Genomic DNA, 24,551 nt, shown 5'->3' on the forward strand with positions numbered 1-24,551 from the left:
CTCACGAATAATGCACGCGCTTCTCAATGAAGCGGAACTGGAATGCGGTCAGGGCGATCACGATAATCATCAGAATAACTGACTGCGCCGATGAAGAGCCGAGGTTAAGATTGACGAAACCGTCATTATAAACCTTGTAGACCAGAGTTTCGGTTGCTTTGGCAGGGCCGCCGCCGGTTACAGCATGGATGATGCCGAATGTGTCGAAGAAGGCGTAAACCGTGTTGACCACCAGCAGGAAGAATGTGGTTGGCGCCAGAAGCGGAAACACGATCGACCAGAATCGCCGCGCGCCGCGCGCGCCATCAATGGCAGCAGCTTCGATCAGTGATTTTGGAATGGCCTGAAGGCCCGCGACAAAAAACAGGAAATTGTAGGAGATCTGTTTCCATGCGGCTGCACCGACAATCATCGCCATCGCCTGATTGCCATTGAGCAGAGGATCCCATGCAAAGCCGCTGCTGCGCAGCAGATAGGCAAGTGTGCCCATCGCTGGGTTGAACATGAACAGCCACAACAGGCCTGCAACAGCGGGGGCTACAGCATAGGGCCAGATCAGCAATGTACGATAAAATGTCTTGCCGCGAATGACACGGTCAGCAGCCGTTGCAAGCAGCAAGGCTGCGCCCATGGCTACAAACGCAGTCAGAAGATTGAAGACAATCGTGACCTGAACGGAATGCAGGTAATTGGGGTCGGATAACACATTCGTAAAATTGGCAAGTCCAACGAATGTGGATTTCAATCCGAACGCGTCTTCGCGCATGAAGGATTGATAAATTGCCTGACTGGCTGGCCAGAAGAAGAAGATCACAGTCAATATGATCTGCGGGGCCAGCAGGAAAAAGGGTAAGACTTTGTTTGGAAACGTGACTTTCTGCACGGGGAGTTTCCTTGCGGATAGCAATACCGCCAACCCTAATGGGCCGGCGGTATGCTTTATTTCATCATATTATTGTGCGGCGGCAATCGCTTCGTTTGCGCGTTTTACGGCGTTATCGAGAGCCGTTTTTGCATCCTGCTTGCCACCAAGCATCGCTTCATACTCTTCATTGAGAATGTCACGAACCTGCGGCAGATTGACGAGGCGCACACCCTTCGAATTTTCTGTGGGGGCTTTGCCCATCATCTGAAGGATTGGCGTCTCACGGCCCGGATTCTTTTCATAGAAGTCCGAGTTCTTCGTTGCTTCATAAGCGGCCATTGTCACAGGAAGATAGCCGGATTTTTCATGCAGCTTCTGCTGAATATTGGTCTGCGAGAGGAAGTTGAAAAATTGTGCGATGCCCTTGTATTGATCGTCGCTGAGACCTGCAAAGACCCAGAGGCTTGCGCCACCCGGAATAGTGTTCTGCGGGCCATGGCCTTCATAATAAGGCAACTGACCGATGCCGTAATTCATGCCAGATTTCACCACATCGCCAAGTCCGCCCGAAGATTCAGTCAGCATTGCGCATTCACCCGAGGTAAAAAGCTGCTTTGCTTCAGATGTACGGCCGCCGTAACGGAAGGTGCCGTCCTTGGCAAGATCGGCAATTGCCTGAAAATGTTCAACGAAAAGTGGTTCGTTGATCTTGAGTTCCACATTCGTGCCTGCAAGGCCATTTTCGTTGGTGCCGTAGGAAACATTATTCCATGCAGCAAAGTTTTCGGTCTGAATCCATGTCAGCCATGTCGAGGTAAAGCCACAGGCCGATGCGCCGCTTGCCTTGATCTTTTTGGCTGCTTCAAAAACTTCTGGCCATGTCTTTGGCGGGTTGTTTTCGTCAAGGCCAGCTTTCTTGAAAGTGTCCTTGTTATAATAGAGGATCGGCGAAGAAGAGTTATAAGGGAAAGACAGCATGGTGCCGTCTGGCTTCGAATAATAAGCCACGATACCCGGCAAATATTGTGACTTGTCGAACTTATAGCCACCTTTTTCGAGCACTTCTGCTGCTGGAACCACCGCGCCTTCAGCAGCCATCATAACACCGCTACCGGCATCGAAGACCTGAATGATTGCAGGCGGCTGCTTGGAGCGGAATGCAGCAATGCCTGCATTCAGCGTTTCAGGATAGCTGCCCTTATAGACTGGAACGATCTTGTATTCGCTCTGGCTTTCGTTGAACTCTTTGGAAAGCTCATTGACCATTTCATTGTTTGCACCGGTCATGCCATGCCACCATGACAGTTCTGTCTGGGCAAAAGCCTGCGAACCAAGTGTGAGCGCAAGAGCGCCGGTCAGCGCCGAAGTCGTAATCAGACGGGTAAACATATTTCCTCCTCAGGAAATGAGGTTTCGTGAGCATCAAGAACGGATTCGATCCGGCCTCTGGGTGTCGGAACCTGCATTATCGTTATTACACTTATATGACTTCAATTTTCATTGAACAACTTTTAACTCCCGAAAACAGAATAAATCCGAAAATTTTATTTGTTGAAAGGAAAAAAAACGAAAACGAATTGATAACATTGGGGAGAAAGTGTGGATAGAGGCGCTTTTCCTGATGATTGCCTGACGATTGATTGCGACTCTTTAGCGATGAGGCCTTCACGATGAAATCTTTATGGTTTAGATGAGCCCAAATTTCTGTGCATCATTTTGCAGGTTTTATTCCGTAAAACGTGCAACGCAGCGGCGGAAATGCGGACCGATTTTTAAAAAAAGTGCATTGGAACGTTTTATCGTTCCCGAAATTCGCAGGCGGAGTTTTTATGTCCATCAAAGCAGACTGGAATGCAGCCTCTTTATCTGCAAAGATTTATTCCAGAACATGGGACAAAAATGAGCCAGGCGGAGTCATTATCGGGTTTGATCTGAACGGCACGAAGTTCGCTTATGCCGGAGGTCTGGAAAGTCTCGCGACAGGTATTCCATTTACCGCCAACACCGTTATTCGCTACGCATCGATCACAAAGCATATGTTTTGCGCAATGGTGCTGCGCCATAGAGATATCATTGATTTTAATGACAGGCTTGGCGATCATCTCCCAGAGTTGCAAAGCCCGTTGGCGGACGTTTCAATCGGTCGCGCTTTGGATATGACATCTGGTTTACCGGATGTGCGGGAGTGTTTGACATTATTGGGCCTGTCGGTTGATACGCATACGGGTGCTGAAAGCCTGATCGAGTTTCTATCGTCTATGACGCGGTTGAATTTCGCGGACGGGACTGAAGTTTCCTATTCCAATACCGGGTATCGACTGGTTGAAGCCGCTTTTGAGCGGAAGGGTCTGTTTTTCAAAGATTTTGTACGCTCCGAGATCGGTCTTCCTCTCAATATATTTATGGATGCACCTGACTGCTGGGCAGATCCGGTCAAAGGACTGGTCCCAGGCTATTGGAAGTCCGGCGAAAAATGGCAGCAGAGCCATGCTGGCCTTCAACTCTCTGCGTCTGGAAGTGTGGCAGGCAGTGGTATGGCGCTCACGAAATGGACGCAGGCTCTTTTGGCCGGTGAGGGTGCGTTGAGCGGGCTGCTTTCGGCACTTTCCGCGGGGCATTTTTTAAATGATGGCCGCCCGACAGGTTATGGCCTTGGTCTGCGTTGGAACGAAATTGGTGGCAAGCATTTTGTCGGCCATGGCGGATCGCATCCGGGCTATAAAAGTTATTTTCTCCTCGATCCTGCCGAAAAAACAGGAATCATCGTTGTTTGCAATCGGGAAGATGCAGACACATACACAATCGCTCGCGACTGTATGGCTGCTCTTAATGGGCTTTCGCTTCCTGAAAAGACGTCTGCTATCCCCGATGGACTGTATGTCGCTGATACGGGGCCATTCTGGCTTGAGATGCGCGAAGGCGTTGCCAATTATCTGGGGGCGGAAGACCGGCTTTATGACGTTGGGGAAGGTTGGGCTTCTTCACTGTCACCATCGTCGCCGATGAAGCTGCGCTGGAATGGAGAGGTGCTTTACGGCGAAATCGGCCATGTGCAGCGCGAACTGCGCCCGGTGCAGGCGGGGCCTGTGGACAATCAGTTTGACGGCCAGTGGAATGCGCCTCTTTATGGCGCGTCGTTTGTCATCGACAATGGGCACATCATTATGGGCGTAGGCCCTGCGCGTCAGGTCATGCCGGTTGAAGATTTGGGCAATGGCAGAGCCTTGTTCATGTTGCAGGATGGACCATGGAACAAACGCATTTGCATCCATCGTCTGGGGAACGATAGGCTTGAACTGGTCCTCAACCGTAGCCGCGTCATGGAATATCAGCGTTCAAACAAAATTGGAGTGCCGATCTGATCCAGTCAGATCGAAACACGCTCTAAAAACGCTCCACTGTGTTATTTTCGAAAAATTGATTCCGAAAATGATTTGAATGGAGTGAGCCAATGCTTGAACAGATGATCGATCAGGGTGCCGGTCGCGAACCCGCCGATATCGTGTTGAAAGGCGGCTGCTTCTTCGATCTTGTTACCGGCGAGCTTGTTGAAAGCGACATTGCGATCAGTGGCGATCGCATTGTCGGTACATTCGGCACCTATCAGGGAAAAAAGGAAATCGACATTTCCGGTCGCATTGTTGTGCCGGGTTTTATCGATACGCATCTGCACATTGAATCATCCAATGTGACACCCCACGAATTTGATCGGTGTGTGCTGCCACAGGGCGTTACGACAGTGATTTGTGACCCACACGAGATTGCCAATGTTCTGGGCGTAGAAGGTCTGCAATATTTCCTCGATAGTTCGCTGGAAACGATTATGGATATTCGGGTGCAGCTTTCAAGCTGCGTGCCTGCAACGCATATGGAAACGTCCGGTGCGCAACTGCTGATCGATGATCTGCTGCCTTTTGCCGATCATCCAAAGGTGGTCGGTCTCGCCGAGTTCATGAATTTTCCGGGTGTTTTATCAAAAGACCCAGAATGCATGGCGAAGCTAAAAGCCTTTCAGGGACATCATATTGACGGTCATGCACCGCTTTTGCGCGGGCTTGATCTGAATGGCTATATTGCGGCAGGCATTCGCACCGAGCATGAGGCGACCACTGCCGAAGAGGCGCTTGAAAAGATGCGCAAGGGTATGCATGTGCTGGTGCGCGAAGGCTCGGTTTCCAAAGACTTGCATGCCTTGATGCCGATCATCACAGAGCGGCACTCGCAGTTTCTGGCACTTTGCACCGATGATCGTAATCCACTCGATATTGCTGATCAGGGCCACCTTGATTATCTCATTCGCACGGCGATTGCAGGGGGTGTTGAGCCGCTTGCGATCTATCGTGCTGCAAGCATTTCCGCAGCGCGCGCCTTTGGCTTGTTTGATCGCGGATTGGTTGCGCCCGGCCAGCGCGCCGATCTCGTGGTCGTCGATAGTCTCGAAGGCTGCCATGCAGAAATGGTATTATCTGCGGGCAGGGTGGTTTCTGAAGAGCTGTTCTCAACGCGTGGATCTGTTGCGGAAGTTGGACGCAACAGTGTGAAAGCGCCGACAGTCAGCGCATCGAGCTTCAGATCACAATCCAATAGCGGTAAGACGCGCGCCATCGGCATCGTTCCGGGCAAGATTATTACCGAAAGCCTGGAGTTTGATCTTAAAGTCGGCCCACATGGTGTTGAACCCGATCTTGAGCGCGATGTGGTCAAAATTGCGGTCATTGAGCGACATGGCAAGAATGGCAATATCGCCACTGGCTTCGTGCATGGTTTTGGCCTGAAAGCCGGCGCTATTGCGTCAACCGTCAGTCACGACAGCCATAATATCTGCGTGGTCGGCGTTTCGGATGAAGATATTGCGGCGGCGGCTAACCGGCTTGGTGAGATTGAAGGCGGTTTTGTCGTGGTTCGCGATGGCAAAGTGCTTGCAGAAATGCCTTTGCCGATTGCCGGACTGATGAGCGTTGAACCCTATGAAACGGTCCGTGAACAGCTGCGCGAACTTCGCCATGCTGCGGAAGAGCTTGGCTCGGTTCTGGAAGAACCGTTTCTTCAACTCGCCTTTGTTGCATTGCCGGTCATTCCGCACCTGAAAATCACGGATCGGGGACTTGTTGATGTCGATAAGTTCGAATTTGTCGGAAACTGATTATCGATCAATCCGCGTCGAGAGAATGATCGATGACATGGTGCGCTCGACGCCTTCGAGCGCACCGATTTTGTCGAGAACAACATCCAGTTCCTGAATTGACGGCGCTTCGACCACGACAATCATATCGAAATGGCCGCTGACCGAGTGCAATGTGCGCACAGCCATGATGCCGCGCAGCGCTGTTTCAACCTTTGGTGCAAACTTCGGCAATGCTGTCACCAGCACATGCGCCCGCACCAGATCACGCTCAAATTCAGGAGCGATTCGAACGGTATAGCCTTCGATGATCCGCCTTTTTTCCAGCTTTTCCAGCCTGCTTTGGACGGTTGTTCGTGACACGCCGAGCCTGCGTGCAAGGTCGGCAGTGGAGGCACGGGCATTTTCACGCAGCAGGGCGATGAGGGCTAGGTCAGCATTTGTCGTCATAATGCATATTGAATACGTCAAATCGTACAAACAAACAACGTGAAATCGTCAGTTTAAATGCTTCTTTTCGCCGAAATTTGTGAGATTCTTTGTTCATCAAAATTGCATTACCCAAGGGGAAAATACATGAAAGAGATCGTTGTTGTCGGTGCGGGCAAAATTGGTGCAACCATTGCCGATCTTCTGGCTTCGACTGGTGACTATGCTGTGACGGTTGTCGATCGTTCGCAGGCTCAGCTCGACGCGTTGGACACGGGCGCGGAAGTCAAAACGCAGGCACTCGACATTGCAGACGCTAAGGCGCTTGAAACCGTTCTCACCGGCAAGTTTGCTGTTCTGAGTGCTGCGCCATTTCAGCTCACGACGCTGATCGCTGAAGCGGCTGCGAAGACCGGCGTGCATTACCTCGATCTAACCGAAGACGTTGCCAGCACCAAGCGCGTCATGGAATTGGCCAAGGATGCACAGACAGCATTCATCCCACAGTGTGGGCTGGCTCCGGGCTTTATCTCGATTGTTGCCTATGACCTTGCAAAGCGTTTCGATACGCTCGAAAACGTGCGTATGCGCGTTGGTGCCTTGCCAGAATTTCCGTCGAATGCTCTCAACTACAACCTGACCTGGAGCACAGACGGTCTGATCAATGAATATATCGAGCCATGTGAAGCTATCGTCAATGGCGTATTGACCAAGGTTCCTGCGCTTGAAGAGCGTGAAGAATTCTCGCTTGATGGCGTAACTTACGAAGCGTTCAATACGTCGGGCGGTCTCGGCACGCTTTGCGATACGCTCGAAGGCAAAGTGCGCACGCTCAACTACCGCACGATCCGTTATCCGGGCCATGTTGCGCTCATGAAGGCGCTGCTCAACGATCTCGGCCTGCGTCATCGCCGTGAAGTGCTCAAGGATATTTTTGAAAATGCTCTGCCAAGCACACTTCAGGACGTTATCGTGATTTTTGTTACGGTTTCGGGCACCAAGAACGGCCGTTTGGTTCAGGAAACCTATGCGAACAAGGTTTATGCCAATCAGGTTGGCAAGATCGTTCGTTCAGGCATCCAGATCACCACGGCCTCGGCAATCTGTGCCGTGCTTGACATGCTCGCCAAGGGCGAAATCGCACAGAAGGGCTTTGTTCGCCAGGAAGACATCACGCTGGATGCATTCCTCGCAAACCGTTTCGGCAAAGCTTATGCGCAGGAAGACCATGCAACGCGTCTCGTTGCCTGAAAGCACCGTTAAGGCCATGTCAGACCCGTTGCGTTCAATACGCAGCGGGTCATCTTGCGTTAAAATAGCACCAAAGTTGCAATTGAATTTGTTCGGCTTTGCGGGCAATCCGAACTGAGGACTGCATAAAAAGCCCGTGTGTTAAAAGTGAAATAGGGAAGCGATGTTTAAAACAATTTTGCTGGCCGGTCTGGCCTCTGTCGTCCTTTCCATGCCTGTGCAGGCAAAGGAATGGAAAGAAATCCGTATCGCCAGTGAAGGCGCCTATCCGCCCTTCAACTATATGTCGCCTGACGGCAAGCTGGTCGGTTTTGACATTGATATTGCGAATGCGCTTTGTGAAGCGATGGAAGCCAAGTGTGAAATCGTTGCCAATGATTGGGACGGTATGATCCCCGGCCTTCAGGCCAACAAATTTGACGCTGTGATCGCTTCGATGGCCATTACGCCCGAGCGTGAAAAGCAGGTCGCTTTCTCGGAACGCTATTACACCACACCACTGGCAGTTGTCGTGCCAAAGGATAGCGATATTACCTCGCTTGAGCCTTCAGCATTTGACGGAAAAACCGTTGGCGCACAGGCTGGCACTACACAGGGCAATTATGCCGATGACGTTTATGGCAAGGCTGGCGCAGATGTGAAGCTTTATCCAACGGCTGATGAGGCCAATGCCGATCTTGAAAATGGTCGTATTGATGCAATTGCAGCTGATAAATTTCTCGCAGCCGACTGGCTGAAGAAACAGGGTGCAGATTGCTGCAAATTCCTGGGCGATATTCCGGGTTCTGAAACCAAAATCGCGGTTGCTCTGCGCAAGGGTGATGACGATCTGCGCGAGCAGTTCAATGCTGCAATCAAAAAGATCCGCGACAACGGCACTTACGAGACAATTCGCAAGAAATATTTCGACTTCGATATCTATTGATAAAATTATCGGACGCCGCTCAATCTTTAACTTGAAACAGGCGGCGTCCGGTGCTTCATTCTATAAATAATTGCTGGCATAGACCTGCAAAACAGAACCATAAAACGGTCAAGGGGAATATTATGTTGAAATCGATCCTGTTCGCAGGCGTTGCTTCCATTATCGCCGCACTTCCGGCGCAGGCCAAAGAATGGAAGGAAATCAAGATCGCGACAGAAGGCGCTTATCCGCCTTTTAATTTCGTTGCGGCAGATGGTTCTTTGCAGGGATTGGATGTTGATATCGCCAATGCGCTCTGCAAAGCGATGGAAGCCAAGTGCACCATCATTGCCAATGATTGGGACGGTATGATTCCGGGCCTTCAGACCAATAAATTCGACGCGGTTATCGCATCGATGAGTGTGACCGAAGAGCGCCAGAAGCAAGTATCGTTCACCGATAAATATTATTCAACGCCGCTCTCCGTTGCCGTTCCAAAAGACAGCCCGATCACTTCACTCGCCCCAGAAGCTTTCAAAGGCAAGTCAGTGGGCGCGCAGGCTTCCACCACACAGGGCACCTATGCGGAGGACGTTTATGGCAAGGCCGGAGCGGACATAAAACTCTATCCGACTGCCGATGAAGCCAATGCCGATCTTAAGAGCGGTCGTCTTGATGCGGTGGTTTCCGACAAGTTCCCGATTTCCGACTGGATCAAGGCTGATGGTGCTGATTGTTGCAAGCTGATTGGTGATGTGCCTGGCACGCAGACCGACACGGCAATCGCCGTGCGCAAGGATGACAATGATCTGCGCGAGCAGTTCAATGTGGCAATCAAGAAAATCCGTGACGATGGCACCTATGCGACCATCGTGAAGAAATACTTCGACTTCGATATTTACTGATCAAATAAAGTTTCTTGTAAAAATTTGCTCACTTTGATGTATGAAAGCGCGCGCTGACTGTTTATCGGTGCGCGCTTTCATTTCATGGAATGGTTCGGGGATACCATGCAGCAACAAGATGTCATCGTTCTGGGCGCGGGTATTGTCGGGGTTTCAGCAGCACTTCATTTGCAGGCGCGGGGGCGGTCGGTCACGCTGATTGATCGTGGCGAACCGGGGCAGGCCACAAGCTTTGGCAATGCTGGTCTTATCGAACGTTCGAGCGTCATTCCCTATTCTTTTCCGCAAGGGTTGGGTAAGCTCCTACGATATAGCCTCAACCGGCGTTCCGATGTGCGCTACGATCCATTTTATGTTCCACGCATTGCGCGGTGGCTGTTTCAGTATTGGCGTGAATCTTCGCCTGAACGCTTGAAAGTTGCGACTGAAGCCATGTTGCCTTTGGTTGAAGCGAGCGTTCGCGAGCATGATGGATTGATTGCACAGGCTGGTTGTGAGCGGCTGGTGCGTGCGCAGGGCTGGATTGAAGTTTTTCGCAATGAGCCCGCATTTAAGGCTGCTGTTCAGCGCCTGCCGCAGTTGCAACGGTTTAATCTGGCCTATGACATTCTTGATACGTCTTCCTTGAAACAACGCGAAACCACACTGGGCGATGTTGTGGGTGGTATTCATTGGCTTGATCCCAAAACCATCGTCAATCCCGCTGGTCTGGTTCAGGCTTATGCGGATTTGTTTCGCTCGAATGGCGGCCTGTTTGTACATGGCGATGCAGCAATGCTTGCGGAAAGCGCAAACGGCTGGCAGGTGATGACGGAGGACGGTCCAAGTTTTGCGCGTGAAGTTGTGGTGGCCCTTGGTCCACAGTCGGGGCTGGTTTTCCAGAAATTTGGCTATTCTATACCGCTCGGTATCAAGCGCGGTCATCATATGCATTTCGAAATGCACGATGGTGCACGGCTTGGCCATACCGTGGTTGATGAAGAGGCAGGCTATGTGCTCGCGCCGATGGTGCAAGGCGTCCGCCTTTCCACTGGCATCGAGTTTGCATCACCCAAAGCGCCTGCTAATTTCATTCAGCTCAAACGTGCTGAAAGAATTGCGCGACGCCTGTTGCCACAACTGGGGACGCCTGTAGAAACCAAACCCTGGCTTGGTCTGCGCCCTTGTTTGCCGGATATGCGGCCTGTCATTGGTGCCGCGCCGCGTCATAAAGGACTGTGGTTTGACTTCGGTCATGCCCATCACGGGCTGACACTTGGCCCGGCCAGCGGTCGATTGCTTGCAGAGATGATGACGGGTGAGAAGCCATTTACTGATCCAGCCCCTTATTCAGCAAATCGCTTTCTATAATTTCCTTCAATTTTCGGCGAGCGGCCTTGTCAGGCACGACAAAGCGGGGTTATCAATTACGCCCCTTCACATCCGCGTCCTGCGGGCAAATTGATCCGGAAAAATCTCGTGAAAATGAAGCCTTTGGGCCGCACAGGCCTCAATGTTACAGAAATCTGCCTTGGCACCATGACCTGGGGCGTGCAGAACACTGAAAATGACGCACATGATCAGCTCGATTTTGCTATCGATGCTGGCGTCAACTTTATTGATACAGCCGAAGCTTATGCCATTCCGATGAGCCCTGAAAGTTTTGGCAAAACCGAAACTTATATCGGAAACTGGTTTCAGAAATCGGGAAAGCGTGATCGTGTCATCCTCGCCAGCAAAATTGCAGGTGGTGGACGTCAACCATGGATCCGCGGCGGTGCGAAGCCAAGTCGTGGCAGTGTTGCGGAAGCTGTGAATGACAGTCTGAGGCGTTTGCAGACAGATTACATTGATCTTTATCAGATTCATTGGCCATCCCGCCCGCATTATCATTTCGGTCAGGGCTGGAGTTTTGATCCCTCAAGCGTTGATCCTAAGGCGGAACGTGAACAGATCCATGATGTTCTACTCGGTCTTGAAGATGCTGTTCGTGCGGGCAAAATTCGTCATGTCGGTCTGTCGAATGAAACGGCTTGGGGCACCATGCAATGGCTGAAAATTGCCGAAGAACATAATTTGCCACGTATGGCGTCGATCCAGAATGAGTATGGCCTGTTGCAGCGGGAATTTGATCACGATATGGCAGAGGTATCGCTATTTGAGGATGTTGGTCTGCTTGCCTATTCAACATTGGCAGCAGGCGTGCTGACCGGAAAATATCTCGGCGGTAAAATCCCCGAAGGATCGCGTGCTTCGGTAATGGACGGTGGCATGTGGCGGGATAATTCCTATTCACAGCCAGCAATCCTCGCTTACATCGATGTTGCGAAGAAGCATGGTCTTGATATTGCGCAGATGGCGATTGCTTTTTCTGCATCAAGACCTTTCATGACCTCTGTCATTATTGGAGCAACAACCGTCGAACAGCTTAAGACAAATATCGCTGCAAGCGAATTAAAGCTTTCGGACGAAGTGCTGGCGGACATCGAAAACGTCTACCGCAATTTCCCGCGTCCTCTTTGATTGAAAATAGCCAGCCACCTATGTGTGGCTGGCTTTTAGCCTAGCGTGTCGCGTTTCATCCTACCCATCGGCTCGCTCTATCTTCTTGTTTTTACGCATCTCGTTCTCGTAAAATCGGTTCTCACTTTTCCGCGACATGCTTTAGATAGGCCACGCGTTGGATTGGCGTGTCGCTTGATGAACTGACGACTGAGGCAGTCGAGCCGCATATATTAGTTGCAGCACAAAGAGCCTCCTGGGAATTAAACGCTCAGGCGATTTCAACTTGATGTTGCGCTTCTGTGCGCGCTGTGCGCCAGGACGAAAACAGAAAGGCCGCAATGAAAATTACGGTCATCAGCAGAACGATTGTTGGAGCAGGGGCGCTGTCGATGAAAAATGACAGATAAACGCCCATAAAAGACGAAAACACAGCAACGATAATTGCGACAATCATCATGCTGCTGAACCTGCGGGTGAGCAGGAAGGCGATTGCACCGGGTGCGATTAGCAGAGAAATCGCCAGTATGATGCCGACTGCTTTCAAAACACCGACGATCGTCAGCGAAATCAGGCACAGAAGTCCATAATGAAGAAACCTGACAGGCAAGCCGACAGCGCGCGCCTGCGCAGGATCAAACGCATGGAGCAGGAAATCTCGCCATTTGACGATGAGAACGCCGGCGGTCACAGCTGCGATAATTGCTGTCTCAATCAGGTCGCTGGTGTTGATGCCCAGAATATCGCCAAACAGGATGTGATCGAGGTGAACATTTGCGCGCACGGAGACGTAAAGCACGAGCCCCAGCCCAAACATGCCGGAGAAGACAATGCCCATGACCGTATTCTGCTTGATACGGCTGTTTTCTTTGAGAAAGCCGGTGGCAAGCGCGCAGACCATGCCAGCAACGAAAGCACCGATGCCAAAAGGAAGGCCAACCATATAGGCGATCACAACCCCCGGCAGTACAGCGTGGCTGATCGCATCGCCCATCAGTGACCAGCCTTTAAGAACCAGAAAGCAGGAGAGCAGGGCGGTCGGAATGGCAATCAGCACCGAGGCAGCCAATGCGTAGATCATGAAGTCAAACTGAAACGGCATCAGGAGTGTTTCGGGAAAGCTCATAGCTTAACCTCCTTGAATGCTTTGGTCGCACGTCGGCGGGCCGCAAACATTCCATGCTTGGGCGCCAAAAAAAATACGGCAAGAAACACAAGCGTTTGCAGCACGACGATAATGCCACCTGTCGCGCCGTCCATGAAATAGCTGGCATAGGCACCCATGAAGCTGGTCAGTGCGCCAATAAGCACCGCAATCCACAAAAGCCGTGAAAAGCGGTCTGTGAGGAGATACGCGGTCGCTCCGGGTGTCACGACCATACAGATGACCAAAAACGCGCCTACGGTCTGCATTGCCGCAACGGTGGATGCTGAAAGCAGCGTAAAGAACATGATTTTCAATGCGGTTGGCTTTAAGCCGATGGAACGCGCATGGCTTTCGTCGAAAAAGACCACCATCAGGTCTTTCCATTTCAACAGCAGCAACGCCAGCGAAACGAAGCCGATGATCGCCAGTTGCAGAATATCGCCGGGCGTTATCGCCAGAATATTGCCAAGCACAATGGTCTGAATGTTGATCGCAGTTGGCCGCAAAGAAATCATAAAGAGACCAAGACCGAAGAACGCTGTGAAAATCAGCCCGATAATCGCATCTTCCTTGAGCTTTGTACGCTGATTGAGAAACAGCATCGCCGCCGCAGCCAGCCCGCCGGAAAAGAAAGCCCCGACAGAAAATGGCAGGCCCAGCATATAGGCTCCCGCCACGCCGGGAACGATGGAGTGGGAGAGAGCGTCGCCGATGAGCGACCAGCCCTTGAGCATCAAATAGGCAGACAGAAATGCACAAACACCGCCAACAAGAGCCGAAACCCACATCGCATTGAGCATATAGCCATAAGAAAACGGTTCGAGCAGCAGAGCCATCAATTCTGCCCTTCCTGCTTTTGCTCATAAAGCACAAATGGCCGTTCATCATCGGTAATCACACCAACGGCCGAACGATCGGATTGCTTGGCCTCATTCAGAATAAGATGACGCAGAACGCCGCCAAATGTCTTTTCGAGATTGGCCTGTGTGAAAACTTCCTTCGTTGAACCATAAGCAAGCACAGTATTCTTGACGAGAACAGTGCGGTCACAAAATTCAGGAACGCTGCCAAGATTATGTGTCGAGACCAGCATGACCCGGCCTTCATCACGAAGCCCACGCAGCAGCAGCACAATCGCCTCCTCGGTCTTCACGTCTACCCCGGTAAAAGGTTCATCAAGAAGGATTACCTGCGCATCTTGCGCAAGCGCACGAGCGAGAAATACGCGCTTTTTTTGACCGCCGGAAAGCTCACCAATCTGCCGCTTGCGAAAATCCAGCATATTGACGCGACCGAGCGCCTTTTCCACCGCCTCATGGTCGGCACGACGCGCAACACGCATCATGCCCATATGTCCATAGCGGCCCATCATAACGACATCTTCCACCAGAACAGGGAAGTTCCAGTCTACCTCTTCGCTTTGCGGCACATAGGCGACGAGATTGCGCTTGAGTGCCTGTTTTACCGGCTGGCCAAGAATAGAAATGTCGCCCTTTGCCAGACGAACAAACCCCATAATGGCCTTAAACAGTGTCGACTTGCCCGATCCATTCACACCAACCAGCGCCGTAATCGTGCCTGTTGGAATTTCAAAGCTCGCATTGCGCAGTGCTGTGTGGCCGTTGCGATAGGTGACGGTTGCATCTTTGACTTTAAGCCCTTCAGACACGCTATCATTGAGCGCGGCTTGTGCCCGAAGGTGTTGATCTATCGGAACATTCATTGTTTGAGGCCTTTTGCAATCGTGCCCGATGTAACTTTGAGAAGGTCAATATAGGTCGCAACAGGGCCATCAGCTTCGGAGAGAGAATCGACGTAAAGCACGCCGCCATATGTCGCGCCGGTTTCGCGCGCGACCTGCTTCGCAGGGGCTGCCGACACCGTACTTTCCGAGAAAACCGCGGTGATCGTATTTGCACGCACGGCGTCAATCACTTTGCGAACCTGCTGCGGAGTGCCTTGCTGGTCGGCATTAATTGGCCAAAGGTAAAGTTCCTTGAGATCAAAATCACGGGCGAGATAGGAGAATGCTCCCTCGCTGGTGACCAGCCATCGCTTGTCAGCCGGAATCAATGCGAATTCGGCGCTGATCGGATCGATGGTCGCTTTTATCTTAGCCTTATACTTCTCCGCATTGGCTTTGTAAGCCTCTGCATTTTCCGGGTCATATTTGACGAAAGCATCACGGATATTATCGACATAGATGAGAGCAGAGGTCGGGGACATCCACGCATGTGGATTTGGTTTGCCGCTATACGGACCCTCGGTGATGCCCATCGGCACAACGCCGTCGCTCACCACCACGCTTGGAACATTTTTGAGGCGTGAGAAGAATTTCTCAAACCATAGTTCCAGACCGAGACCGTTCCAAAGAATAAGATCCGCACCCTGCGCCTTAATGAGATCTCCGGGGGTGGGCTGATATTCGTGAATTTCAGCACCGGGTTTTGTGATCGATTCAACCGTTGCTGTATCACCAGCCACATTGCGCGCAATGTCGGCGATGACCGTAAACGTCGTTATCGCCTTAAATTTGTTTGATGCAAATGCATTTGCCGGTGCCATCAGTATCACAAGGCTCACAGCCAGACTTGTAAACAGTCTGCGGTTGATCGGTCGATGCATTGCTCTCTCCTTCAAATTCATCCTGTCGGCTGCAAGACGGTGCACGGCCGGATACCTTTAATGCGAATAATTAGCATTTGCATAAATGAAGTGAGAGTGACTTTCAAGCGCTTTTGCAAATCATTTGCAATAATGCCGTAACCGAATTTCCATAGGTGATTTTGCGATTTTTCACTTATAAATTGTATTAACGTGATTTCTGTGTAATTTTTCTTCTATGGGCGAAAGCTTCGTTTAGGCCATTTGAGGCGGTAAACCCTCTGCTTGAGATAGAGCTTCAACGGCATAAGAAAGTAATTGGAATCCCATTTTCATTTTTTAATTTTGATTTGATCATCGGGGATACTAATGCGGTTAAAGATGAAAAATAATATTAAAATTCATGAATATAAGGGCAATTTATCCACGGGCAACAAAGGAGGGGAGAGTTTTACCGCGGACGAAATTTCAAGGGGAGCCTTTCTCTACACCCGCTCCTCAACAGGGATCGATATCTACACGCCGGAAGATATAGTCGCGCTCATTTTGCTTGAACCTGTGCGCAACCTTAGATGGAAATTTCCTGAAGGGGGTGAAAATACATGAAGCTTTTCGGCAGGTACGGTTTTGCTCATTCCGGCGGATCAAAGAACGATTATAACCTGGCCCGGGCAGGTCAAGTTATTGAAAGTCTTTATCGGTCGAGATCAAAATTGCGGGCAAGATGCTCAAGATATAGCCTTGCGCGTTAGCGATACGCATGGCCGTATGATCATTTTTTACAGCAAGCAATGTTTACGGATCAGTGAATTGATTTTGGAGCAATTGCAGGTAGAAACCCCTTCGGCGCAAAGTTATCTTGAATCATTATATTCTGCACTTCTCTATCAAATTGCGTCTAATGCAGCGACTTCGCTTAGCATGGAGGCTTCACCGTCCGGTTTGCGAAGTTACGCCTGTCGGCAGATAGAGGATTACATGAAAGAAAACTTCCGCAATTCGATCAATGTGCCGCAAATGGCATCGTTGCTCAACATGTCTGCCGGGCATTTTTCGATGTGTTTTCGCAAAAGCTTTGGCCTTACGCCATATCAGTACTTGATGGGACTGCGGTTAGACGAAGCAGAAAAGTGGCTCATTGAAACCGACATGCCAATCAGTGAAATTGCAATAAAGCTTAATTTTTCGAGCCAGAGTCATTTTACGACTGCTCTAAAAAAATATCGCAATCTGACACCAGGTGAGGTTAGGCGGCGTAGAAGCAAGGAATATCTTCAAACAAAGACGAAGCGATAGCACAGCCCCAACGGCGGGTATCAGCCTGCCGTCGGCGTGGAGCCTCGCTTAAGCCACTTACGCCAGATGTGAACCTCACTCTTACGGCGCCAGCGCCTGACACGATGGGAATCGTTTGAAAGAACGATCAGCCCAAGTGGAAGCATCCAGAAGCCGAGGATGGGCAGGAATCCAAGCGTACCTCCGACTACCAGCGATCCTCCCAGCGTTCTGCGCATTGCGACGGACTGCGGCATAGGGATTCGCTTTCCGAGAATCACAATTGTGCGTTTTGGTGGTTTAAGGCCGTCTTGTTGGTCCACTTTTTCAGTCTCGCACGGTTTGAGGTGTTTAATTTATTTGTAAAACGCACCAGAGAATATAGGGTTTCGTGAGAAGAATGCAAAAATTTGGAAAAAAACGAAAATAGGGCTTGGCAAATCAGAAATCCTCCTGCTATACGCCACCTCGCTGACGCAACGAGCACCTCTTCCCCGGTAGCTCAGTGGTAGAGCAACCGGCTGTTAACCGGTTGGTCGCTGGTTCGAATCCGGCCCGGGGAGCCAATTATATTTTTGGGTTACAAAGTCCTGAAAAAATAAGCGAAGCTAATCAACAGCTTACCAATCGATTTCAAAATTCCAATATAACTATCGATCCAAATCGGCTACAATCTAGATTACATTCTGGGTTACATTGTGGGCGTTGATCTTGTCAGTTGATATTACGAAATATGTACAGCGACAGCCAAACGGTATCTATCGTTATTATAGGCGCGTGCCGATTGAAGTGTCGAAACACGACAAACGAACCTTTGTAAAAATAAGCCTCAAGACCAAGAATCATAAAGACGCACTTGAAAAGGCTCAGGGCGTTCATGACGCAATTGAGCGTCTTTGGGCCGCAATGTCATCTGGAAATGATAATCGCCCAGAATGGGAGCGCTATGAGGCTGCCGTACGAACTTCACAGTCGCTGGGTTTTGCGTACAAACCTGCGGCGGAAATCGCATCTGGTGCGTTTGAGGATCTCTTCGGAAGGACGAAACACGCGGTAGAAGTGCTGGAGACACAGCCATCGGCGGCGAAGGCAATTGTTGGTTTGGTCGATATCCCCAACCCTCGAATCTCAAATGTCTGGCAGATGTATGAAAAGTTCAACCAAGCCGGACTTGCAGGGCTATCCGAAGGCCAGCTTTCAAAACACAAGGTATCCCGAGAACGCGCAATTAAATACGCCAGTGACATACTTGACGATATTCGTTTAAGCGAAGTGACGCGTGCCGATGTGCTTCGATACCGCCAATGGTGGACAGATAAAATTGCATCCGAGAAACTTAAAGCATACAGCGCAAACCGAAGCTTTAGTGACATAAAAGGCATGCTGGCTGTTATCGACGATGCTCTCCAGACCAACTACCGCGCACCATGGGCGGGGATTCGTCTAAAGGAAACAAACGCTACAAAATTGGATAAGCGACCACCGTTCTCTGTCGAATGGGTCCAGAAACGATTGCTGCATCCGGGTGCGCTTGATGACATAAATGTCGACGCGCGGCTCATTATATATACGATGATCGAAACGGGCATGCGGCTGGGTGAGGTTTGCAATTTGCGACCTGAAGACATACGCCTGAATGACGAAGTTCCTCATGTTGAGGTAGCTGAACGTGAAGACAGGCGACAAAAAACTGACTACTCGGTGCGTCGCATTCCGTTGGTAGGTGTTGCGCTGTGGGCAATGAAGCAAGCTCCGGATGGGTTTGCTCGTTACGCCGACAAGTCAGATTCTGCGTCAGCTGCTATTAATAAGTTTTTGAGGTCAAAAGAATTATTCCCGTCGTCGAAGCACACAATATATTCGCTCCGACATACGTTCCAGGATCGAATTGAGAACGTGGGCGCATCAGATCGTATGCAGGCGGATCTAATGGGGCATGAATTCGGACGCCCTAAATACGGAGATGGCGCCGAGATGAAGCGGCGCCAGGAACTGCTGGAATCAATTAAGCTGAAATGGGAAGGCTAGGCAGCGCGAAGTATCGCCTGAGCTCGAGCCAGAGCGCTGCTTCGGCTTTTAGCGGATGTAAGTTCAGCTTCAGCTCGCTCTAACAAAGGAATGGCCGCGTCTCCAAATTTTACGACAAGCTTTGCTGTATTCCGAACGCACTCTTCGTATTCGGCCATGGTGAAGGTGCGCCCCATCACTCACCACCTTTCAAGGCTTGGCGACGGATGAATGACGCAACATCGCCTCGCATAACTCTGCCTTTGAATTGGAACTTTTTACGTGAAGGCCAATAATCCAGACGATACCCGTTCACCATTCTTGACCAGTGGTATTCGCCGTGTTTCGTCCATCCGCCGTCATCGTGCGCTATCGCATCGGACAGAAAGCGTTTTCGGTCTGAATTGAATTTATCAGCACTGTATTCTTTGATTGCTTCAAAGTCTTCGGTGGTCATTCGCTCTACTCCCCTAGTGGGCTGGCGTTGAGCATGGCGCGCCAAATCCAAGTCTTCCCGTATCCTTGTGGAAGATTATCTGCGGCAACAATCATCCCCTCGTTCGGCTCCTGTAGAGCGGCGAGGAACGATTTACGCGCCGCCTCTGCATCGTCCAAGTACGGCACCTTATGCGACCACGGCAATTGCGACCACGGCGTGCGCCCTGCACCGTTACGGCTTTCATAAATTGCCTTCGCTGCGTTCGTGACTTCCTTACTCGCCATGGCTGGCCTCCTTTGCGCGCAAGATTCCTATGCAGAGGGCGATGGCCCTATTAGCGTCGCTTTCGCCTTCGTAGTATCCGCTTTCAGAGGGCACCCATATTTGGGCGTTATGCGGAACATGCCTGCTAAATCCAGCCGACCACCTGTACCCCGGCAACGCCCTCGCAGCCAGCGAGATAGCGGCATCTACAGAGTCGGTGTAGGATGGGACATACTCATAGGCATATCCACCAATATAGTTCTTGCTGGCTCGCTTCGACGCAGGGAACTGCTCCATGGTGTAATTCGACTGCTTCCAGACGGTTTCTCCACCGAAGAAGATCACATCAATCTCAGCATCCACTTCCCTATCAGGCCCGTCCAGCTTGGATAGTCTGTCAATGAGGGTCATGGCTTCCTCCGCATGACGTATGACGTTGCTGCTGTGATAATCCCGCCGATCAAAAGGCCCATGATGAAAGCGACGAAAAAGCCGAAGCCTGTTTTAGGCTCAAGTGCTGCGGCATTTTCCTGAGCGATGAGGTATTCAATAACTTTCATCTGAACGTCTGGCGCTAAGTCGTTCATGGCTGGCCCTCCAAGGCGGCGCGGGCAATTGTCCCGCGATCTTTATGTGCGGAGGAAGGGTGGTGTCGAAGAACTGTTCCGCCTTCCACCTGTTCAAAACGGCCATTTTTCCAGTTATCTAAGTTGCTGTAGAATTCCAACGCCTTCCTTGCCGCCGCGAGTTGGGTTTCGAGATGCCCTGCATATTCAACATCAGCGTGTTTTTCGGTCTTTAAGCACGCTCTTTCCTCCTCCAACTCCTTAACCCGCGCAGTCAGCGCCGCGTTTTCGGCTTCTAGTGTTGAAATCTTACCCTCGGCCTCATACCAAGCATCTTCAAGCTTCTTAAATTCTTCTTCATTCGCCATGGCTGCTGCCTCCTGTCCGGCGGGTGGCAACGCGCTCGATCTTATAATCGCAGTAGCGATCAACGCTGTTGAACCACAAATCTTCGGACGGCGAATAGCCATCTTCGTCAACATCGTCGGGACGTTCAATCACGTTGCATTCTACCGCACGAGCAACGACGGTTTTGCCTTGAACAACTCTGATTTCCTCGGTGTCGATTGACCATTCGCCATCATTGTAGCTGCCCTGTCGGTACTCTGAGAGCACTTCCTCGGCGCACTTTATGGCTTCATCAATGGTCCTGAATTTTCCGACTACACAGTCGCCAAAATGTCCTGGGTCTTTTACCTTGAAGTGCTTACTCATTCCGACGCTCCCGGTGAGGCTGGGAGGGGGCGGCGATACGTGCGAGCCTCTATGATTTCAACTGGCCCGTCCTGCGCATATACAGCGGCGTAATGCTTGGCGTCAGCAAGGTCTGATGATCCTGCTACAAAGGCACCATTGCAGATAACTTCATAATCAACCTCACACTCCCCATCCGCTACAGGCTGAGACGAGAGGGCGCGGATTGCATCTAGACTGCGATCACGATCTTCTATCCATCTGGGGTCAAGAGTGAAGTCGATGCCTTCGAACGGATATTCCGCGTTATATCCTTCTGCAGATGCATAAAATCCAAGCCTGTAGGCTTCCTCCAACGCCTGCGCACGCGGGGATGACACCCCTTGCAGGAAAGGCAGGGCGGCTGCGAGGGCGGCAAGCATTGGATTTGAACGGTTACTATCGCCCAAAACCTTGTGGTATTCGGCGTGTGCCGCCTGTACTGCCTGCTCACTGACGAACATAACGCACCTCATCGCCAACGATGACGGCCCGACCTGTTGCTGCCAGACGGCGAGCAACGGGCAGGGGAACTCCAGGGCTTCCAAGGGATGCCCGGGATATGCGCTGCGGGCCGAGCCGCAACGCATTTAAGTAAGCAGCGTCAATGCTGTTACCGCGACTGTCAGTGGTCAGCATCACGCCGCCCTCCGCTTGAAAGGACGGCGATTGTCGTTGGCTGGCCTAATACGGCGCATACGGATCTTCTCGCCCGTTTTACGCGAAACGTCATAAGCAATGTCTTTGATGGTTGCGGATGTTGCCGGATCGCTCTCGCGATACCAACGGGCAATCGACAGGATGGCGGCGGCAGTCGTGCCCTGAGCAATGAACTCGCCGGCGGTCAGGATGTGTCTTGCGGACATTATTGGTGCTCCTCGTGTTGTGGTGGTAAGCGTGACGACCCGTGGCGTGAAAACGCTCGGATCGTCGATGCTTGGGAAATCCTGGGGCGCTACGCCCCGTAGCTATCTTGGCTGGTTGGTTAGGCGCCAGCCTTCGTGCAAATTGTCTTTAAAGAAATCGTTGAGCCGACTTGCAAAGCACTGCCGTTGGTCTGGTGTCATCGCTAGGAAAGCACCCATTGCTTGTTCAGACAGTGATCGGCCAATCTTTTGTTTCAGGCATCGATCGCCAGATGATGTCCAAGGTGGTTGGAATTGTCTTCTTGGGTTGCCCATCACAGCACCCCCATCGCGCCGATGCCGACAAACACGCAAAATCCGACAACAACCGTCATCTCAACGGCTTCGCGCGCTGCGTATCGTATCCAAGGCATGGGGCGAGCGTGCTTCTTTGCACGGTAATCCGGGCGCCGCATTGGCTCATCGCTGCCCGCACGAGCAGCGTCGGTGTGCAGTTCGGGTTCCATATCGACAAGCATTTCCAGAAGGGCGCGGTTCATGCTGCCACTCCTACGTGAACAGTCGTTTCCTGCTGAATGTTATCGTTCGCTACCGGCGCTAGGCGATAATATCCGTTCGGCTCAACGCCGCGCATGCGCTTCGGAATGGTCCAGCCATAGGAGGGCAGGGTTTTGCGGAGATAATGAATCTGGACCAGTACAGTCTGATGCGCGTTCTCAGGCCCGCCGTTCGGGTCAAGCTGGTAAACATTGTCAACCAGATCGTTGATGTACATGCGGCGGGGATGAACGGAAGCAAGCGCTTCCACGATGGCGCGTTGTCCTCTTGGCAGAGGCGCGTCTTGAAGGTCAATGGACGGGGCGGACATATTAAGCAGCCTCCAGCACTAAAGCGGATTCATTGCTCGACGCCTCTTCAATAGGCCCAGCTGTTGCACCGCTGGTCTGGAAAACTTCGTAAATTTCGCCGGGGCACAACTTGGCGAGGCGCGTTGCCTCCGCCAGTGCTTGCTCAAATGAGCCATGCTCATAAGGCAGGGTTGATCCAGGAGCTACGCGCCCCGTTTTTTTGCCGCGGCGGAATACAAAGAATCCGCCGCCGATTACTTCGTTCTTGCGAGGTGCTGGCGATCTTCTTCTTCTCGGTGCTGTTGTGCTGGTCATGGTTTCTACTCCTCATGCTTGGTTGGTTCAGCAGATCGGCAAGAGCTTCTTCGTGCTGTTGGATCAATCAATAATGGGAAGAATCACATCTGTCAATGGGAAAGATCACAAGTGACGCAAAAAAGAAAATGGGGTACAACCCAGTCATGAGTGACCTAACGATAAATAAAGAACGATTTCGCGCAGCAATGAAGCGCGGCGGTTGGAGCATGAAGACGCTTTCCCTTGCTGCTGGCATGGGGGAAACGTTCGTTCGAGACATGCTAGAGCGCGGCTCTAACTCAAAAATATCCTCGCTGAAGCACGTTGCCAGCATTTTGGGCGTGTCGGTTGGCTATTTGATTAATGAAGAATCTGGATCGTCGCCCATTGTGGGGCGCGTCGGTGCTGACACTTCAGGTGAAATTATTTACGGAAACGGCGATGGGGGATTCGGCGACGTGATTACACCACCAGGAGCGGGGCCTGATTCAGTAGCGGTCGAAGTGCTTGGCTATTCGATGGGTACGTTCGTCGATGGCGCCCTTATATTCTATAGTGACGTGAAGGGCGCGCCGACAGATGAGATGCTTGGCGACATGGTTGTTGTGGGGCTAGAGGATGGGCGGGCTTTATTGAAGAAGCTTATGCGCGGCTCTCGCCCCGGCCTGTATGACTTGGAATCGGTCAACGGTCCTATAATGCGCGATCAGCGAGTCGTTTGGGCTGCAGATATTGAGGCAATCGTGCCTCCGCGGCAGGCCCGTCGCATCAAACTCTAAATAAAATTAACCATAGTGATAAATCACAATGCCGCGTTTGCGGCATTTTTTGTGACATTTTGTAAAAATGGGAAATACCCCATTGACTAATGGGATAAATCACAATACATTTCAATCATCAACCGGCGCACCAGACGTTGGAAACACAAAATAGCAGGCAACAAAATGAACATCCTACCACGGATTTTCGCCCTGAATAGATAGCCAGTTTTTTTAGAGGAGAGACGTAATGACTAATACAGCTGTAAGAAGCGACACCGTTTCGCATACTCCGCCGTAGAAATAACAGGGACACTGGTCGCTTAACAGCGACTGGTGCTTTCGGCGTGGCCAAGGGACGCTCGCATACCAAGGTCAGCGAGCCACGTCGAAAACTTTAAAGGCGGAGTTTAAGAGCCGGCACCACCCGCTGCTCGCTCCGCCTCGTAATACCCCGGCTAACACGAGGAGGGCTTGCGCCACTTCTACACCGGGGGTTCCTTGCCGGGTACCACCCCAGCCGACCAGACAGATGGCTTCGACTTGGCCATTTGTCAATACCAACCAATACGAGGAGCTATGAATCAAAATCACCAAGACAGACCTGCCCTGCAAGCTGAGGCCAAAGGGCACCGCGATGCAGGAAAGGCATATAGCAAAATTGCATCGATCATGGGCCTAACTAAGGGCCATGTATGGTCTTTGCTGACAGAACGTGCGCCGCAGTCCAAACCGCCTGTCGCAAGTGAAAATATAGTCGTTAAGCGCCGCACGCATCGCGGCTCTTGCTC

General features: G+C 51.3%; 31 protein-coding genes and 1 tRNA gene. 12 read left to right on the top strand and 20 right to left on the bottom strand.

From position 1 onward, the window contains the following. Window position 1 precedes the first annotated feature (1 nt). Together ugpA and ugpB are read right to left on the bottom strand one after the other, a co-directional pair. The gene (gene ugpA, locus VBH83_RS02695) at window positions 2–883 is read right to left on the bottom strand and encodes a sn-glycerol-3-phosphate ABC transporter permease UgpA (protein ID WP_265984090.1); all 882 of its coding nucleotides are present in this window, start codon (window positions 881–883) and stop codon (window positions 2–4) included. Window positions 884–952: 69 nt separating this feature from the next. Further along, window positions 953–2,254: a sn-glycerol-3-phosphate ABC transporter substrate-binding protein UgpB gene (ugpB, locus tag VBH83_RS02700; RefSeq protein WP_265984092.1), complete on the bottom strand. Its 1,302-nt coding sequence runs from the start codon at window positions 2,252–2,254 to the stop codon at window positions 953–955. A gap of 440 nt (window positions 2,255–2,694) precedes the next feature. On the opposite strand from ugpB, the gene VBH83_RS02705 reads away from it, so the two are divergent. Both VBH83_RS02705 and ade read left to right on the top strand, forming a co-directional pair. Then, entirely contained in the window at window positions 2,695–4,227 is a 1,533-nt protein-coding gene (locus VBH83_RS02705) for a serine hydrolase domain-containing protein (RefSeq protein ID WP_396996191.1), read from the top strand. 89 nt (window positions 4,228–4,316) lie between these two features. Further along, a complete protein-coding gene (gene ade / locus VBH83_RS02710; RefSeq protein WP_265984094.1) occupies window positions 4,317–6,008 on the top strand; it encodes an adenine deaminase in 1,692 nt (563 codons plus the stop codon). Here ade and VBH83_RS02715 read toward each other — a convergent pair whose 3' ends face one another. Continuing rightward, on the bottom strand, window positions 6,009–6,437 hold the full coding sequence (locus VBH83_RS02715) for an Lrp/AsnC family transcriptional regulator (protein ID WP_265984095.1): 429 nt from the start codon (window positions 6,435–6,437) through the stop codon (window positions 6,009–6,011). It lies immediately after the preceding gene. Between the two features lie 126 nt (window positions 6,438–6,563). Here VBH83_RS02715 and VBH83_RS02720 point away from each other — a divergent pair, with 126 nt between their 5' ends. From VBH83_RS02720 to VBH83_RS02740, 5 genes are all read left to right on the top strand, one after another. Beyond that, complete coding sequence (locus VBH83_RS02720; RefSeq protein WP_265984096.1) at window positions 6,564–7,667, top strand: saccharopine dehydrogenase family protein; 1,104 nt, start codon at window positions 6,564–6,566, stop codon at window positions 7,665–7,667. 163 nt (window positions 7,668–7,830) lie between these two features. Continuing rightward, complete coding sequence (locus tag VBH83_RS02725) at window positions 7,831–8,592, top strand: ABC transporter substrate-binding protein (RefSeq protein ID WP_265984099.1); 762 nt, start codon at window positions 7,831–7,833, stop codon at window positions 8,590–8,592. Between the two features lie 122 nt (window positions 8,593–8,714). Further along, window positions 8,715–9,476, top strand: coding sequence for an ABC transporter substrate-binding protein (locus VBH83_RS02730; RefSeq protein ID WP_265984100.1), 762 nt, complete (start codon window positions 8,715–8,717; stop codon window positions 9,474–9,476). A gap of 105 nt (window positions 9,477–9,581) precedes the next feature. Next, window positions 9,582–10,826 (top strand): NAD(P)/FAD-dependent oxidoreductase, encoded by a 1,245-nt coding sequence (locus VBH83_RS02735; protein ID WP_396996194.1) that lies wholly within the window; start codon window positions 9,582–9,584, stop codon window positions 10,824–10,826. Between the two features lie 114 nt (window positions 10,827–10,940). Further along, entirely contained in the window at window positions 10,941–11,978 is a 1,038-nt protein-coding gene (locus VBH83_RS02740; RefSeq protein WP_265984475.1) for an aldo/keto reductase, read from the top strand. Window positions 11,979–12,228: 250 nt separating this feature from the next. Here the strand turns inward: VBH83_RS02740 and VBH83_RS02745 are convergent, their stop codons facing one another. Genes VBH83_RS02745 through VBH83_RS02760 form a run of 4 tightly spaced genes read right to left on the bottom strand, consistent with a single transcriptional unit; the run spans window position 12,229 to window position 15,669 of the window. Then, entirely contained in the window at window positions 12,229–13,083 is an 855-nt protein-coding gene (locus tag VBH83_RS02745) for a metal ABC transporter permease (RefSeq protein WP_265984104.1), read from the bottom strand. Further along, window positions 13,080–13,940, bottom strand: a complete 861-nt coding sequence (locus VBH83_RS02750; protein ID WP_265984105.1) for a metal ABC transporter permease — start codon at window positions 13,938–13,940, stop codon at window positions 13,080–13,082. The genes VBH83_RS02745 and VBH83_RS02750 overlap by 4 nt, the downstream gene beginning before the upstream one ends. Beyond that, on the bottom strand, window positions 13,940–14,827 hold the full coding sequence (locus tag VBH83_RS02755; RefSeq protein ID WP_265984106.1) for a manganese/iron ABC transporter ATP-binding protein: 888 nt from the start codon (window positions 14,825–14,827) through the stop codon (window positions 13,940–13,942). The genes VBH83_RS02750 and VBH83_RS02755 overlap by 1 nt, the downstream gene beginning before the upstream one ends. Then, complete coding sequence (locus VBH83_RS02760) at window positions 14,824–15,669, bottom strand: metal ABC transporter substrate-binding protein (RefSeq protein WP_265984477.1); 846 nt, start codon at window positions 15,667–15,669, stop codon at window positions 14,824–14,826. The genes VBH83_RS02755 and VBH83_RS02760 overlap by 4 nt, the downstream gene beginning before the upstream one ends. Before the next feature lie 408 nt (window positions 15,670–16,077). Between VBH83_RS02760 and VBH83_RS02765 the strand changes: the two genes are divergently transcribed. Together VBH83_RS02765 and VBH83_RS02770 are read left to right on the top strand one after the other, a co-directional pair. Next, window positions 16,078–16,314, top strand: a complete 237-nt coding sequence (locus VBH83_RS02765; RefSeq protein WP_396996197.1) for a hypothetical protein — start codon at window positions 16,078–16,080, stop codon at window positions 16,312–16,314. Between the two features lie 21 nt (window positions 16,315–16,335). Then, a complete protein-coding gene (locus tag VBH83_RS02770; protein WP_396996199.1) occupies window positions 16,336–17,004 on the top strand; it encodes a helix-turn-helix domain-containing protein in 669 nt (222 codons plus the stop codon). Between the two features lie 20 nt (window positions 17,005–17,024). Here VBH83_RS02770 and VBH83_RS02775 read toward each other — a convergent pair whose 3' ends face one another. Continuing rightward, entirely contained in the window at window positions 17,025–17,240 is a 216-nt protein-coding gene (locus VBH83_RS02775; RefSeq protein ID WP_265984109.1) for a hypothetical protein, read from the bottom strand. Between the two features lie 234 nt (window positions 17,241–17,474). Here VBH83_RS02775 and VBH83_RS02780 point away from each other — a divergent pair. Then, a tRNA-Asn gene (locus tag VBH83_RS02780) sits at window positions 17,475–17,549 on the top strand. Between the two features lie 145 nt (window positions 17,550–17,694). Continuing rightward, entirely contained in the window at window positions 17,695–19,011 is a 1,317-nt protein-coding gene (locus tag VBH83_RS02785) for a DUF6538 domain-containing protein (RefSeq protein WP_396996201.1), read from the top strand. A gap of 175 nt (window positions 19,012–19,186) precedes the next feature. On the opposite strand, the gene VBH83_RS02790 is transcribed toward VBH83_RS02785, so the two are convergent. The 12 genes from VBH83_RS02790 to VBH83_RS02845 all read right to left on the bottom strand — a co-directional run bounded on the left by VBH83_RS02790 (window position 19,187) and on the right by VBH83_RS02845 (window position 23,020). Further along, window positions 19,187–19,447: a hypothetical protein gene (locus VBH83_RS02790; protein ID WP_396996203.1), complete on the bottom strand. Its 261-nt coding sequence runs from the start codon at window positions 19,445–19,447 to the stop codon at window positions 19,187–19,189. 5 nt (window positions 19,448–19,452) lie between these two features. Beyond that, entirely contained in the window at window positions 19,453–19,713 is a 261-nt protein-coding gene (locus tag VBH83_RS02795; protein ID WP_396996205.1) for a hypothetical protein, read from the bottom strand. Then, complete coding sequence (locus tag VBH83_RS02800; RefSeq protein WP_396996207.1) at window positions 19,703–20,104, bottom strand: hypothetical protein; 402 nt, start codon at window positions 20,102–20,104, stop codon at window positions 19,703–19,705. The genes VBH83_RS02795 and VBH83_RS02800 overlap by 11 nt, the downstream gene beginning before the upstream one ends. Next, window positions 20,101–20,280, bottom strand: a complete 180-nt coding sequence (locus tag VBH83_RS02805; protein WP_396996209.1) for a hypothetical protein — start codon at window positions 20,278–20,280, stop codon at window positions 20,101–20,103. The genes VBH83_RS02800 and VBH83_RS02805 overlap by 4 nt, the downstream gene beginning before the upstream one ends. Beyond that, window positions 20,277–20,627 (bottom strand): hypothetical protein, encoded by a 351-nt coding sequence (locus VBH83_RS02810; RefSeq protein ID WP_396996211.1) that lies wholly within the window; start codon window positions 20,625–20,627, stop codon window positions 20,277–20,279. The genes VBH83_RS02805 and VBH83_RS02810 overlap by 4 nt, the downstream gene beginning before the upstream one ends. After that, window positions 20,617–20,973 carry a hypothetical protein gene (locus VBH83_RS02815; RefSeq protein ID WP_396996213.1) on the bottom strand — a complete coding sequence of 119 codons (357 nt, stop codon included), beginning with the start codon at window positions 20,971–20,973 and terminating at the stop codon, window positions 20,617–20,619. The genes VBH83_RS02810 and VBH83_RS02815 overlap by 11 nt, the downstream gene beginning before the upstream one ends. Then, window positions 20,970–21,455, bottom strand: coding sequence for a hypothetical protein (locus tag VBH83_RS02820; RefSeq protein ID WP_396996215.1), 486 nt, complete (start codon window positions 21,453–21,455; stop codon window positions 20,970–20,972). The genes VBH83_RS02815 and VBH83_RS02820 overlap by 4 nt, the downstream gene beginning before the upstream one ends. After that, window positions 21,442–21,630, bottom strand: coding sequence for a hypothetical protein (locus tag VBH83_RS02825; RefSeq protein ID WP_396996217.1), 189 nt, complete (start codon window positions 21,628–21,630; stop codon window positions 21,442–21,444). The genes VBH83_RS02820 and VBH83_RS02825 overlap by 14 nt, the downstream gene beginning before the upstream one ends. After that, the gene (locus VBH83_RS02830) at window positions 21,630–21,857 is read right to left on the bottom strand and encodes a hypothetical protein (RefSeq protein WP_396996219.1); all 228 of its coding nucleotides are present in this window, start codon (window positions 21,855–21,857) and stop codon (window positions 21,630–21,632) included. Before VBH83_RS02830 ends, VBH83_RS02825 begins: the two co-directional genes overlap by 1 nt. 314 nt (window positions 21,858–22,171) lie before the next feature. Continuing rightward, the gene (locus VBH83_RS02835) at window positions 22,172–22,396 is read right to left on the bottom strand and encodes a hypothetical protein (RefSeq protein ID WP_396996221.1); all 225 of its coding nucleotides are present in this window, start codon (window positions 22,394–22,396) and stop codon (window positions 22,172–22,174) included. Then, a complete protein-coding gene (locus VBH83_RS02840) occupies window positions 22,393–22,725 on the bottom strand; it encodes a hypothetical protein (RefSeq protein ID WP_396996223.1) in 333 nt (110 codons plus the stop codon). The genes VBH83_RS02835 and VBH83_RS02840 overlap by 4 nt, the downstream gene beginning before the upstream one ends. 1 nt (window position 22,726) lies before the next feature. Continuing rightward, the gene (locus tag VBH83_RS02845; protein WP_396996225.1) at window positions 22,727–23,020 is read right to left on the bottom strand and encodes a hypothetical protein; all 294 of its coding nucleotides are present in this window, start codon (window positions 23,018–23,020) and stop codon (window positions 22,727–22,729) included. A gap of 95 nt (window positions 23,021–23,115) precedes the next feature. Here VBH83_RS02845 and VBH83_RS02850 point away from each other — a divergent pair, with 95 nt between their 5' ends. Continuing rightward, a complete protein-coding gene (locus VBH83_RS02850) occupies window positions 23,116–23,781 on the top strand; it encodes a hypothetical protein (RefSeq protein ID WP_396996227.1) in 666 nt (221 codons plus the stop codon). The last annotated feature ends 770 nt before the right edge of the window (window positions 23,782–24,551 follow it).

The organism is Ochrobactrum sp. S1502_03, from assembly GCF_044435015.1.
GTDB lineage: Bacteria > Pseudomonadota > Alphaproteobacteria > Rhizobiales > Rhizobiaceae > Brucella > Brucella chromiisoli.